Below are 12,990 nucleotides of genomic sequence, written 5' to 3'. Positions count from 1 at the left end.
TCTTAGTAATACCATATATATTCCCATTAAATATACAATATAAACCAATTAAATTAAAATTTTTTAAAAGCTTGTTAAGGTATAAAAGTAAATAGTAAATATCATAAACTTAACCATTTTTACTTTTTATCATTATTTATATATAATGATATTAGAAAGCATATTAACAAATAAGTTTTATAAAGTCATAAGGAGATATTTTATGAAAATAACATTTATTCATAAAGATAGAGAAATAAGCTTTAATATAATATATAGAAAAAGAAAGACTATGAGTTTAGAAATTAAACCAGACGGTGTTATTAATGTATTAGCTCCAAATGGAGTGGACAAGAACTTTATAATAGATAGAGTAAAAGATAAAGCTGACTGGATAGTCAAAAAATTAGATGAACTTGAAGATAAAAATGATAAAAAGATTATAAGAAATTATGAAAATGGAGATGTATTTTTGTATCTAGGCAAAGAGTATAAACTTCAAGTTATAATTGATAAAAACTTAATAAGACCTAAAGTAAATTTAGAAAATGAAAAACTAGTAGTTAGAACTAATATTGACAATAAAGAATATATTCAACAAAGTTTAAAAAGATGGTATGCTGATGAAACTTTAGATATAGTAAAAAAAAGAATTGATTATTATAAAAAATATTTTAAAGATAGTGTAACTTCTATTAAGATTAAAGATCAAAAAACAAGATGGGCTAGTTGTACTTATAAAAATGAAATATTATTTAATTTAAGATGTTCTATGGCACCTATTAAAATAATTGATTATATAGTGGTTCATGAAATGTGTCATATGGAACATAGAAATCACTCTAAAGATTTTTATAATGCAGTAGGACAAGTTATACCAGATTATAAACAGAAAATTAAATGGCTAAAAGATAATGGCATAAAAATGAATATTTAAAGAATAAGTGGAAAATAATTATATAAAAGTTGAAATGAAAAAATTTAGAAAATTAAAAAAGTAATTGACAAACTAAATTTAAGTGTATATCATTAAAAATATAAACAAATAAAAAGTTAAATTAAATGCTATGAAAAGGAAAGTAACTTTAAGAATACTTTTACAGAGAGCTTTTATTGGTGAGAAAAAGCAAAGGATATTAAAGTGAAAATGGCCTTGGAGCTGTGTACCGAGATCTTTTAGATTTAGGCTACAACGGGTTCACCCGTTACAGTGATAGAGTATAACCAAAATTTTGGCGTACTTGATGAGGTTTGTATTGTGAGATACAAATAAATTAGGATGGTAACACGAAGTCAACTCTCGTTCCTAAGATTAATTTCTTAGGGGTGGGAGTTTTTTAATACCCAAAATTAAGGTTAGCAAGTAAAAAAATATAAAGAAGGGAAGATTAATAGTATGAAAAAAGAAATTAAAAAAGGAAATCCATTAGCATTATTACCACTAGGAATATTTTTAATATTGTTTGTAGGTAGTGGGATTATAACTGGAGATTTTTATAAAATGCCAGCTTTAGTAGCATTTTTAGTAGCAGGGGGAGTAGCTTTACTATTTAATAAAAAAGAAAGCTTAGAAACTAAAATGAATGTATTTTGCAAAGGAGCAGGAGATAATAACATTATCTTAATGGTAATAATATTTTTACTTGCAGGTGCATTTTCAAGTGTAGCTAAAGCAATGGGTGGAGTAGATTCAACAGTAAACTTAAGTTTATCTATACTACCATCTAACCTTTTAGTAGCAGGACTGTTTATAATAGGATGCTTTATATCTATATCTATGGGAACTTCAGTTGGAACAATTGCAGCACTTTCGCCTATTGCACTTGGAATTGCACAAAAAACTGGCATACCAGTTCCTTTAGTAATAGGAGCAGTTGTAGGTGGAGCGATGTTTGGAGATAACTTATCTATGATATCAGATACAACTATAGCGGCAGTAAGAACACAAGGTTGTGAATTAAAAGATAAGTTTAAAGTAAACTTTTTAATAGTTTTACCAGCAGCTATAGCTACAGCTATATTATTGACTCTAGTAACATTAGGTTATAAAAGTGCAGGGAGCCAAACTTATGAATATGAAATAATAAAAGTATTACCATATATATTAGTTTTAACAGGTGCTTTACTTGGAGTAAATGTATTTGCTTTACTTGGAGGTGGAATTTTATTTGCAGGAATTATAGGACTTTTTTCAAAATCTTTTGATTTACTAGGACTTATAGGTGCAGTATCTGAGGGAATGGCTGGAATGTATGAATTAAGTCTTTTAGTTTTAGTAGTTGGTGGAGTTGTAGCGCTTATTAAATTTAATGGTGGTATAGATTATATACTTTATTTTATAACTAGTAAAATAAAAAGTAAAAAAGGTGCGGAGTTTGGGATTGCAGCATTAGTTAGTATAATAGATTTATGTACGGCTAATAATACTATAGCAATAGTGACAGCAGGACCTTTAGCTAAAGATATTGCTGATAAATATGATATAGAACCAAGAAAAACTGCTAGTATATTAGATATATTTTCATCTTGCTGGCAAGGGGTTATCCCTTATGGAGCTCAACTTTTAACAGCAGCAGGTATAGCTGGTATATCTCCAGTTGAGATATTAGGATATCTTTATTATCCAGGATTAATGTTTTTATGTGGTATAGCATCTATTGCCTTTTCACAAGTAGTACTTAGAAAATCTAAATTAGAAGAAACTATATAACAAAAAAGAACTGTTAAATTTTATATAAGTTTAACAGTTCTTTTTTGTTAATTAGATTTTAGTTAATATAATTTCATCATTTTTAAGTTTAATATTATAATCCGAAAATATAACTAAAGTTTCATGTAGCCCAACACTAGAAATTACACCCATAGCTTCCATAAAAGTAATATTACCCATATCAGAAATCATAGGAGCAAAACCTATAAATCCTAAAAATGCAGAATCATAACTTTTACTTTTAAGAGAGTATTTACATCTATTTCTATCACTATTTTTTATAACTACATTATCAAGAACTTTAAGGCCTTTGATTATTTTTTTATCATCAATAATAATTGTCTTTTCTTGATTATCAAGAGCTTTACTCAACATAGCTTTGTTATTTACTTTATCCATATAAATATCCTTTCTAAAACACTATAAAATAATACCAATATTATAACATTAAATTATAAATTATGAAGTTAAAGCTAAAATTTTGAGGATACAAATCTTAGAATTATTTTTGAAAAAATATATTAAAAGTTATTGATAATCAATTTCAAAAATGCTACCATATACAATATAGTGATAATTAATATCAATTGAAATAAATATATATAATATTTACTGTAAATAAGGGAGGAAATGAATGAGTATTTATGAATTAAATGTAGGTGGTAGTGGTGTAGTAGATTATATAGATGGGGAAAATGATTTTACTAAAAGATTATTGGCATTGGGATGTACAAAAGGAACTTATATAACATTAAAAAAAATAGCACCTTTGGGGGATCCGATAATAATTAATTTTAGGGGATTTGATATAGCATTAAGAAAAAAAGAAGCTAAATATATAAAAATAAAGTAATTAATTAGGGGGATAATTATGATTAAGGTAGCTTTACTAGGTAATCCAAATGTAGGTAAAACTACAATATTTAATGCACTTACAGGCCTTAAACAAAGAGTTGGAAATTGGCCAGGAGTAACAATAGAAAAACGTGAAGGTAAGTTAGGAAATGATATAAATATTGTTGATTTGCCAGGGATATATGCAATGGATACATATTCAAATGAAGAAAAAATTTCTAAAAACTATTTAGAGAATGAAGATGTAGATGTAATAGTAAACATAGTAGATGCATCTAATTTATCTAGAAACTTATATTTAACTACTCAACTGATGAAATACAATAAGCCTATAATATTAGTTTTAAATATGATAGATATGGCAAAAAGTAAGGGAATAGATATAGATGTTAAAAAATTAGAAAAAGAGCTAGGAGTAAAGGTAGTTTGTATGGTAGCTAAGAAAAAAGTAGATAGCACTATAATTAAACAAGATATCATAGAAGCTTCTAAATCACTAGTTATATATAAAAACTACCCAGAAGAAGAAATAAAGGTATATAACGAATTAGAAAAAACTTTAAGTAAATGTCTAAATACTAAAAAAGAAAATAAAAAAACTTTAAGTGATAAGATAGATAATGTTGTTTTAAATCCAATATTTGCATATCCAATATTTATAGGACTTTTATACATACTATTTAAATTTACTTTTGATTGGGTAGGAGGACCATTACAAGAGTTTTTTGCAGGAGCAATAGAAACATACATACAAACACCAGTAAGTGAAATGATGGTAAATTCAAGTGAATGGTTTTATTCTTTAATAGTAGATGGAATAATAGGAGGTCTTGGAGGAGCATTACCGTTTTTCCCACTAATATTTGTATTATTTTTAGGAATAACTTTACTTGAAGATAGTGGATATATGTCTAGGATAGCTTTTTTAATGGATAAAGTAATGGTTAAGGTTGGATTATCGGGAAAAACATTTATACCTATGGTTATGGGAATAGGCTGTTCTTCACCAGCTATAATGGCAACTAGGACATTAGATAGTGAACAAGATAGAAAAATAACTGCACTTATAGCACCACTTATGACTTGTGGAGCTAAGTTACCTATATATGCAATATTTGCATCAATATTCTTTCCAAAAAATGAAGCAATAGTTACGACTTCACTATATTTAGTAGGTATAGTGGTTGCAATAGGAGTTGCATTATTTATAACTAGAAGTCAAAATAGTTATACTTCAGCACCATTTATACTAGAACTTCCTAAATATTCAATGCCAAAAGTTTCTCAATTGCTTAAAAATACTTGGAATAAATCTAAAGGTTTCTTAGTTAGAGTTTGTACTATAATGTTTGCTATGTCTATAGTGATATGGGGATTATCTTCATTTAACTTTAGTGGATTTACAGCTGAAATAAATGAAAGCTTCTTAGCACACCTTGGAAACTTGGTATCACCTTTGTTTAAACCACTTGGATTTGGTGATTGGAGAGCGGGTGTAGCTATATTAACAGGACTTTCGGCTAAAGAAATAGTAGTAGCTACTATGGAAATTTTATATGGCGATTTAAATACGGTATTGCCAACATTGTTTACTTCAGTAAGTGCATACGGATTTTTAATATTTAGTTCATTATATACTCCATGTATAGCAGCACTTGCAACTATGCAAAAAGAGTATGGAACTAAGATGACTTTAATATCATTTTCTTATCAATTCTTTATTGCATGGGTTGGAGCTTTTTATGTATATCAAATAGGAAGTTTAATAACTATAGGGTTTAATATTTCAAATATTATTAACTTAATTGTAGGAACTATAGTTATATTAGGTATATGTTTTGTTATTTATAAGAAATTACAAAAATTAAATTTAAATAAAGAATTAAATTTAAAAGCAAAATTAGAAACAGTTATATAATTAAGTAAAGATGGTGATTTTATGTGCGTATTGATTTTAGGTGGTCACGAATGTATGGAGAAAGATTATAAAAAGATGCTAAATGAAAAGGGATATAATACTAAAATATATACGAAGATGCCTTCAGGACTTAAAAAAAGAATTGGAACCCCTGATGCTATAGTATTATTTATGTCAACAATATCTCATAGCATGGCAGAGATGGCGATAAGAGATGCAAGAAAGAAAAAAATACCTGTTATAAAGGTTAAAAATAGTAGTAAGGTAGCATTTAGTACTTGTATAAAAGATATCGATAGATGTCTAGGAAATTGTAGTGAATGTAAGCTAAAATGTAGGAGCTAGTCAATTTTGACTAGCTTTTTTATTTTAAAATTGTTTACAATAAAGTTAAAGATTAGAAAAATTACTATTAATTTTCTAACTATTAATATAAAATTAAACTATGTCTAAAATTTAACTTAAAAAAGTTAAGTACATAAAGAATAAAGATAATATATATTTTAAATTTAGGGAGATGAATTTTATGAATAAGAAAAAATTAATTATAGGGATAATAGTAGCTATTATAATTTACCATATATTTGCATTAGGTTTAAAATTAGATGAAACTGGTTTCCATGGATTAATTCAATATGGAGATAACTTTATTAATTTATTTTAATGTTTAAAAATGATTATAAATCAATAATTTAAGATAATAAAAATCCATTATATAAATTTATATAATGGATTTTTTTATATGATTTTGGAAAAATTTATAAATATGTTAAAATAATAAGAGAATATTAAATTCAATTTATAAAAATGTAAAAATGAGGTAAAAAGATGGGAAATAAGACATTAGTAAATTTTGAAGAAATACAAAAATTAACTTCAATAGATACAAAGACATTAGTAGAAAGAACATTGAAATTAGCAGAAGAAGTGGGAGAAGCATCACAAGCAGTATTAAGTCATTCTAATGCTTGTGGATGTGGATATAAAAATAAATCAAAAGAAGATATAGTTGAAGAATGTTTAGATGTTATAATAGTTGCTAGCTCAATAATAAGCCAAAGTTATGATAATAATGTAGATATAGAAAGTATAAAAAATGTTTATAACAAAAAACTTAATAAGTGGAAAGAAAAATGCGAGTGTAAAAATGATTAACTAGAAATGATATAAAAAGGTAATAAGGGGATGGAGAATATGAGATTAATAAGTTTAATAGTATTAACTAGTGTATTAGCATTAATGGTTGGATGTAATAGTGATGGAAATAAAAATGAAAATTTAAATGTTTCTAATCAAAAACACTCAAATGAAAATTATGTTGAAAACAACATAAAAAAAGAAGAAAATGATAAAAAAGATTTAAAACAAAAATTAAAAGAAAAATCTTATAGTAGTGAGTCAAATCCTAAAGAACTTACTATGGAAGAATCTTTAAAATATGTAAAAAGTGTTTTACCTAAAGGAATTGAAGAAATTGAAAGTAAATTTGAAAAAGAAGTTGGTGTAACAGAAGTAATATATAAATGTGGAGATTCTAAGTTTGAAGTAAGGTACATGCATCCATATAAACAAGATGGAAATATGGTAGATGAATATGATTTAAATAAAACTGTTGGAATAAGTTTTAAAGAACTAGATAAATAATTAGAAATATTTATAGATTTATATTTTAAATAAATATAAAAGCTGTATCATAAGAAAATGATACAGCTTTACTTATTTTTAATTAGAAATTAAAAATAAGTAAAGCTAATATATAAAATTTGTTGCTAATTAATAAAAAATTCTATAAAGAATCTTTAGAAAATCTTTAGATTTATATACAACTTATCTTAAAAAATTGATACTAACATAAAGGTATAGAAAATCTTTTAAAGGAGGTTAAAACAAAATGTTAAAAACAATGAATGCCTTATGATATTATATACTAGAGAAAATAATATAGTGGGGTAAAGATAATGAATTTTAATATTTTAGTTGTAGAAGATGAAAAAGACATAGCTTATGCTATAAAAGCTTATTTAAATAATCAAGGATATAAAGTATTTATTGGAAACAATGGGATAGAAGGTCTAGAGATATTAGAAAAAGAAACTATACATTTAGGTATTGTAGATATAATGATGCCTAAAATGGATGGTATAGAATTTACTATGAAATTAAGAGAAAATTATGATTTTCCAGTAATAATGTTATCAGCAAAATCTGAAGAAATAGACAAAATAACAGGTCTTAATATAGGGGCTGATGATTATATCACAAAACCATTTAGACCTCTTGAACTTTTAGCCAGAGTTAATTCTCAGCTTAGAAGATATAAAAAATTTTTAAATGTTGTTCAAAAAAGTGTAAATGATGAAAATTTGTATACAATAGGAGGACTAGAACTAGATATAAACACTAAAGAAGTAAGTGTTGATGGTAATTTTGTAAAAACAACTCCTATAGAATTTAAAATATTAACTTTACTTATGAAAAATCCAGGAAGGGTATTTTCAGCAGATGAAATATATGAAAAGGTATGGAAAGAAAGAGCAGTAAACACAGATACAATTATGGTTCATGTAAGAAATATAAGAGAAAAAATAGAAGTGAACCCTAAAAATCCAAAATATTTGAAGGTGGTGTGGGGCGTTGGATACAAAATTGAAAAGCAATAAAACTGCTATAAGTATAATAATAATTATGACAATACTTATAGCTTCAATTGGAATGGTATTAGTATATCCTAATATAAAAAAAGATAGTGATAAATTTTCCTATAATGTTTATGAAGAAAATTATAATTTGATAGATAGTATTGAAAAGTCTATATATAGTCTTTATTATAAGTTATATGATGAAAATAATAATAAAATAAGACCATCAGAACTTATGTTAGAGTTAAAACCAGGAGTAGATAGCACTTATACTGAAGATAAAATGGTAGCTAGAGATAGTTTTGATGAGGATATAGATCAAAATAATGAATATATAAATTCAAATTTAAGAAACTTAGAATATTGCGTATTAGATAAAGAAAATAAGTTAGTAAAACAGAATATGAATTTAGCATTAAATTCATTAGATGGGGATAAAAGCAATAGTTTAAAAGAAAAATTAAAGAATGAATATAGCTTTTATATGATATTAGATTTTGACGATAAAGGAAATATGAAGATTGAGGATATATATGGAGTTAATAAAAATAAGATAGAGCATCAGTTAAGTATAGGTTCAGAAAATAACTTATTTGATTATGATGTAGACAGTAATTATAACTTAAAACCTATAAAAAATATGAAATATGTATATGCAATACCTAAAAATCTTAAGTACATAGATGATATATCTAATAGTGAACAAAGAGCAAAAGATTATTCTTATACTAAGGCTTCATATTTATTTATAAATATAGCTATAACATTTGTTATACTAGTAGCTATAATAATTCCATATAAAGAATTAAAAGAGATAAAGATATTTAAAAAAATATTTAATATACCTATAGAAATATTATTAATAGTAATATATTTAACTTATATATATATATATTGTGAATCTAATCAATTAATAATTAAAACTGTAAATAACGATTCAATTATAAAATTTACACAGCTACAAGTAAGTCAAGATTTTTCAAATATAGTAAATTATTTATTAAATGTTGCCTATTGGTCAGTTTTATTTTCTATAGTATTTATATCAATAGTTTTATTAAAGCATATCTTAAAATCTAATACTAAGAAATACTTAAAAGAAAATTCATTAATTTATAAAATATCAAATTCTATAATTAATAAGTTAAAAGATGCTTACAATATTGAAATAGGTAGGGAAAATAATAAAAAACTGATAACTATATTACTTATAAATTTAATAGTAGTAGGTTTAATATGCGCTACATGGTTTTTTGGACTAGTATTATTACTTCCAATATACACTATTTGTTTATATATGATTATTAAAAAGAAATATTCAATAATAAATAAAGATTATAAAAAGCTATTAAATATAACCAAGGATATTGCAAATGGAAATTTAAATACTAATCTAGAAGAAGATTTAGGTACCTTTAATTTATTAAAAAATGAAATAGGTAATATTCAAATCGGATTTAAAAAGGCCGTAGATGAAGAAGTAAAAAGTCAAAAAATGAAAACGGAGTTAATATCTAATGTTAGTCATGATTTAAAAACTCCTTTAACATCTATAATAACCTATGTAGATTTATTAAAGGATGAAAACTTAAGTGATGAAAAACGTAAGTTGTATATAGATACATTAGATAGAAAATCTGAAAGGTTAAGAGTTTTAATAGATGATTTATTTGAAGTTAGTAAAGCTAACAGTGGAAATGTAAGTTTAAATATTGTCGATGTAGATATAGTTTCTCTTATGAAACAAACTTTACTTGAAGTTGAGGATAAAATGAAATCTTCAAATTTAACACTAAGAAATAATTTCCCAGATGAAAAAGTAATACTTAAGTTAGATAGTCAGCGTATGTTTAGAGTATTTGAGAATTTATTAATTAATATAACTAAATACGCTATGCCAAACTCTAGAGTATATATTGATATAATAGATAAAACTAATAAAGTTGAAATAAGTTTTAAGAATATGACAGCTGAAGAGATTACTTTTAATGTGAATGAATTAGTTGAAAGATTTGTAAGAGGGGATAAAGCTAGAAATACAGAAGGAAGTGGACTTGGGCTTGCTATAGCTAAGAGCTTTGTAGAACTTCAAGGTGGAAGCATTGATGTTAGCATTGATGGAGATTTATTTAAAGTTGTTATAGTTTTAAAAAAATAAATTATTTAATAAATTTAAACCTTGTTAAAATAATGAAATTAAAAAATGATTTAAACGGTAAAATAAAAAGAAGATATAATATATTATATCTTCTTTTATATTATGAAAAAATATTTATAAACATTATTATAGTAGGGAGTGCCACTAAGTCTATTAAGAAAGCGCACACTATAGGAATTGTGAAAAATGCTCTTTGAGAATATCCATATCTACTACATATTGAATTTAAATTCGCAAGTGCATTTGGAGTAGCGCCAAGTTCATGACCTATAAATCCACCAACCATAACAGCTGAATCATAATCTTTACCTAATAATTTAAACATTACAAATACAGTAAACAATACTATAAATAACACTTGCATTAAAACTATAATTAACATTGGAAGTCCAAGTGTTTCTAATTCCCAAAGTTTAATACTCATAAGTGCCATAGTTAAAAATAGTTTTAAACTAACATTACCTAAAAGTTCAAAATATGAGTAATCGACTTTAACAACTTTAAATACATCATTAGTATTTCTAAATATCATAGCTACTATAATACCACCAACATATTCTGGCAGCACATATCCTGTAAGTGTAGTTAAAAATCCACTAATCATATATCCAATAGTCATACAAGTACTTATTATAAATAAATGCTTTATAAATTCTGATGTATCTAACTTAGATGCAGTTGGAAGTGATGCATCTGAATCTGTAACCTCACTATGTATACCTTCCTCATCAGGAATTCCTTCATGAAAATTTACAACAGGTTCTTCTTTAGGCTTTAACTTATATTTTTCTATTAAAAATCTAGAAGTTGGAGCACCAACTAATCCTCCAGATATAAGACCTAAAGTTGCAGCAGCAAGCCCTATTGTATTAGCACCTGTAATTCCCATTGCTTCTAGTGTTGGACCAAAAGTGGCACTTGTACCATGACCACCACCCATTGATATGGCCCCACACATAAGACCAAGTAATGGTTCAATTCCTGTTAAAAACGCACCTAATAATCCGATGATATTTTGTGCAAATATAAGTATTATACAAAATATCCAATATGTAAATACTGACTTTCCGCCTTTTTTTATAAGTGTGAAACTTGCATCTATACCTACAGTTGAGAAAAAGGCGACCATAAATGTAGATTGAAGACTAGTGTCTAATACAATATTTAATATATTAAATTGCTTAAGTAAAAATACTAAAATTGAAAATAGTATACCTCCTATAACAGGACCTGGTATACAGAGTTTATCTATTATCGAAATACGTTTTCTAATAAACCTACCAAGTATCATTAAGAAACAAGCTAGTGATATGGTAGCGACAATATTTAAATTAAGGGTAAAGATTCCTTTGACATAACTAAATTCCATTAAATCACTCCTTTATTTTGTTAAATTGTGTAATTAGATATCTAACTATTATAACATAAAATTATAAAAAAGTAAAATGTTATAATTTTATTTTTAAATAAATTTAATTTTTTAGTTAATTATTATATAAGCTATATTAATTTATACCAAAAAATGATTATATATACAGATACGTAGTCTTTTATATTAATTAATAAATCTACGTAAATATAATTATTTTTATATTGTAAATTTAATATTAAAGATTAGTAGGTTTATAAATTATTAGCTTATTTTTGATATTTTAACCAATAATAGATACTCATAAAATTAGAAGATTATATAAAACTCAAAGTTAAGATTATTTTCTAAAATCGCCTAAATTAGGATAGGATTTAAGTTATAAAACTTAAGTTCAGATTCTATTTTATTTAGTGGACTCAATCTAGGAATCAAATAATAATAATCATTATCAAATATTATGCGAAATGTATTGAAAACGATTATTAATTATGATAAGATAATTACAGTTTGGAGAGTAAGGAGAAAATAAAAATGAATAAAATTAAAAAGTATATATATGTAACAGTAGGATTATTATCATTTGCAATAGGAGCAATAGGAGTGATACTACCAATACTTCCTACAACGCCATTTTTATTATTAGCGTCCTTTTGTTTTGTTAGAGGTTCTGAAAAATTTGATAGATGGTTTAAATCAACTAAGATGTATAAAAAGCATCTAGAAAGCTTTGTAAATGAAAAAGCTATGACAATGAAACAAAAGGTAATTATATTATTATTTGTAAACATAATGTTAGCAATACCAATTATATTAGTAGATAACTTACATATGAGATTGTTTTTATTAGGACTAATTTGCATTAAGCTATATTATTTTATATTTAAAATAAAAACAATAAAGCCTTGTAGCGTTAATGAGTAGAGATTAAGTAATATTAGGTAGGTTATTTGTAAATATTAATTGATAATAATAATCATATGCATGAATGGGATATTAAAAATTTTTAATTTTAAAATAAGAAAGAAGTAAAAGGAGATTTAAATGTTACACAGATTAGGATCAATATTTTTTTTATTAGCTATAATAACTAGTTTTTTTAAGTATTTTAAATTTATAAACAACAAATTAAGTTTAAAGCTACATCTTGCAACAGGTACCATAGGTGCACTAGCAATGATTATTTATTCATTAGTAGATTTTGTTAAGGATAAAGAAATTACAATTTTACTAGTAGGTCTAACTAGTATATTAATAATATTATCTGGAACTAACAAGGTGAGAAAAAAATATAAATGGTTGCATTTAATATCAGTTATAGGTTTTGCAGGAGCACTTGCATTTCACATAATCAGTTAATAT

At 25.2% G+C, this 12,990-nt stretch carries 14 protein-coding genes and 1 other annotated feature; of the genes, 12 read left to right on the top strand and 2 right to left on the bottom strand.

Features of this window, described 5'->3' with window-relative positions; all coding sequences use genetic code 11:
* The first annotated feature begins 202 nt into the window (after positions 1 to 202).
* Together H8891_RS06575 and H8891_RS06570 are read left to right on the top strand one after the other, a co-directional pair.
* A complete protein-coding gene (locus tag H8891_RS06575; RefSeq protein WP_187005712.1) occupies positions 203 to 916 on the top strand; it encodes a M48 family metallopeptidase in 714 nt (237 codons plus the stop codon).
* 121 nt (positions 917 to 1,037) lie between these two features.
* Positions 1,038 to 1,290 (top strand) — a binding site (T-box leader).
* Between the two features lie 85 nt (positions 1,291 to 1,375).
* Positions 1,376 to 2,689 carry a Na+/H+ antiporter NhaC family protein gene (locus H8891_RS06570; protein WP_187005711.1) on the top strand — a complete coding sequence of 438 codons (1,314 nt, stop codon included), beginning with the start codon at positions 1,376 to 1,378 and terminating at the stop codon, positions 2,687 to 2,689.
* Between the two features lie 51 nt (positions 2,690 to 2,740).
* Here H8891_RS06570 and H8891_RS06565 read toward each other — a convergent pair whose 3' ends face one another.
* Positions 2,741 to 3,088 (bottom strand): hypothetical protein, encoded by a 348-nt coding sequence (locus H8891_RS06565; protein ID WP_187005710.1) that lies wholly within the window; start codon positions 3,086 to 3,088, stop codon positions 2,741 to 2,743.
* Between the two features lie 235 nt (positions 3,089 to 3,323).
* On the opposite strand from H8891_RS06565, the gene H8891_RS06560 reads away from it, so the two are divergent.
* From H8891_RS06560 to H8891_RS06525, 8 genes are all read left to right on the top strand, one after another.
* Positions 3,324 to 3,542, top strand: a complete 219-nt coding sequence (locus H8891_RS06560) for a FeoA family protein (protein ID WP_187005709.1) — start codon at positions 3,324 to 3,326, stop codon at positions 3,540 to 3,542.
* A gap of 18 nt (positions 3,543 to 3,560) precedes the next feature.
* Positions 3,561 to 5,462 carry a ferrous iron transport protein B gene (gene feoB / locus H8891_RS06555; RefSeq protein WP_187005708.1) on the top strand — a complete coding sequence of 634 codons (1,902 nt, stop codon included), beginning with the start codon at positions 3,561 to 3,563 and terminating at the stop codon, positions 5,460 to 5,462.
* Between the two features lie 21 nt (positions 5,463 to 5,483).
* A complete protein-coding gene (locus tag H8891_RS06550) occupies positions 5,484 to 5,807 on the top strand; it encodes a DUF2325 domain-containing protein (protein WP_187005707.1) in 324 nt (107 codons plus the stop codon).
* A 181-nt stretch (positions 5,808 to 5,988) separates the two neighbouring features.
* Positions 5,989 to 6,126 (top strand): hypothetical protein, encoded by a 138-nt coding sequence (locus tag H8891_RS06545; protein ID WP_187005706.1) that lies wholly within the window; start codon positions 5,989 to 5,991, stop codon positions 6,124 to 6,126.
* Positions 6,127 to 6,290: 164 nt separating this feature from the next.
* Positions 6,291 to 6,617 carry a MazG-like family protein gene (locus H8891_RS06540; RefSeq protein ID WP_187005705.1) on the top strand — a complete coding sequence of 109 codons (327 nt, stop codon included), beginning with the start codon at positions 6,291 to 6,293 and terminating at the stop codon, positions 6,615 to 6,617.
* A gap of 39 nt (positions 6,618 to 6,656) precedes the next feature.
* On the top strand, positions 6,657 to 7,106 hold the full coding sequence (locus H8891_RS06535) for a hypothetical protein (protein ID WP_187005704.1): 450 nt from the start codon (positions 6,657 to 6,659) through the stop codon (positions 7,104 to 7,106).
* A gap of 314 nt (positions 7,107 to 7,420) precedes the next feature.
* Positions 7,421 to 8,122, top strand: coding sequence for a response regulator transcription factor (locus H8891_RS06530; protein WP_207723564.1), 702 nt, complete (start codon positions 7,421 to 7,423; stop codon positions 8,120 to 8,122).
* Complete coding sequence (locus H8891_RS06525; protein WP_187005703.1) at positions 8,097 to 10,259, top strand: sensor histidine kinase; 2,163 nt, start codon at positions 8,097 to 8,099, stop codon at positions 10,257 to 10,259. Before H8891_RS06530 ends, H8891_RS06525 begins: the two co-directional genes overlap by 26 nt.
* 100 nt (positions 10,260 to 10,359) lie before the next feature.
* On the opposite strand, the gene gltS is transcribed toward H8891_RS06525, so the two are convergent.
* The gene (gltS, locus tag H8891_RS06520) at positions 10,360 to 11,628 is read right to left on the bottom strand and encodes a sodium/glutamate symporter (RefSeq protein ID WP_187005702.1); all 1,269 of its coding nucleotides are present in this window, start codon (positions 11,626 to 11,628) and stop codon (positions 10,360 to 10,362) included.
* 534 nt (positions 11,629 to 12,162) lie between these two features.
* Here gltS and H8891_RS06515 point away from each other — a divergent pair.
* A complete protein-coding gene (locus tag H8891_RS06515; protein WP_187005701.1) occupies positions 12,163 to 12,552 on the top strand; it encodes a YbaN family protein in 390 nt (129 codons plus the stop codon).
* A 120-nt stretch (positions 12,553 to 12,672) separates the two neighbouring features.
* Entirely contained in the window at positions 12,673 to 12,987 is a 315-nt protein-coding gene (locus H8891_RS06510) for a hypothetical protein (protein WP_187005700.1), read from the top strand.
* The last annotated feature ends 3 nt before the right edge of the window (positions 12,988 to 12,990 follow it).

This window comes from Paeniclostridium hominis (genome assembly GCF_014306135.1).
GTDB lineage: Bacteria > Bacillota > Clostridia > Peptostreptococcales > Peptostreptococcaceae > Paraclostridium > Paraclostridium hominis.
Note: the sequence above shows the minus strand (reverse complement) of the source record. Positions and strands in the feature narration are given on the sequence as shown.

Coding starts and splice junctions, on each gene's coding strand:
- H8891_RS06565 (WP_187005710.1), bottom strand. CDS start 3,088: ATGGATAAAGTAAATAACAAAGCTATGTTGAGTAAAGCTCTTGATAAT.
- feoB (WP_187005708.1), top strand. CDS start 3,561: ATGATTAAGGTAGCTTTACTAGGTAATCCAAATGTAGGTAAAACTACA.
- H8891_RS06550 (WP_187005707.1), top strand. CDS start 5,484: ATGTGCGTATTGATTTTAGGTGGTCACGAATGTATGGAGAAAGATTAT.
- H8891_RS06535 (WP_187005704.1), top strand. CDS start 6,657: ATGAGATTAATAAGTTTAATAGTATTAACTAGTGTATTAGCATTAATG.
- H8891_RS06560 (WP_187005709.1), top strand. CDS start 3,324: ATGAGTATTTATGAATTAAATGTAGGTGGTAGTGGTGTAGTAGATTAT.
- H8891_RS06545 (WP_187005706.1), top strand. CDS start 5,989: ATGAATAAGAAAAAATTAATTATAGGGATAATAGTAGCTATTATAATT.
- H8891_RS06575 (WP_187005712.1), top strand. CDS start 203: ATGAAAATAACATTTATTCATAAAGATAGAGAAATAAGCTTTAATATA.
- H8891_RS06540 (WP_187005705.1), top strand. CDS start 6,291: ATGGGAAATAAGACATTAGTAAATTTTGAAGAAATACAAAAATTAACT.
- H8891_RS06570 (WP_187005711.1), top strand. CDS start 1,376: ATGAAAAAAGAAATTAAAAAAGGAAATCCATTAGCATTATTACCACTA.
- H8891_RS06515 (WP_187005701.1), top strand. CDS start 12,163: ATGAATAAAATTAAAAAGTATATATATGTAACAGTAGGATTATTATCA.
- gltS (WP_187005702.1), bottom strand. CDS start 11,628: ATGGAATTTAGTTATGTCAAAGGAATCTTTACCCTTAATTTAAATATT.
- H8891_RS06510 (WP_187005700.1), top strand. CDS start 12,673: ATGTTACACAGATTAGGATCAATATTTTTTTTATTAGCTATAATAACT.
- H8891_RS06530 (WP_207723564.1), top strand. CDS start 7,421: ATGAATTTTAATATTTTAGTTGTAGAAGATGAAAAAGACATAGCTTAT.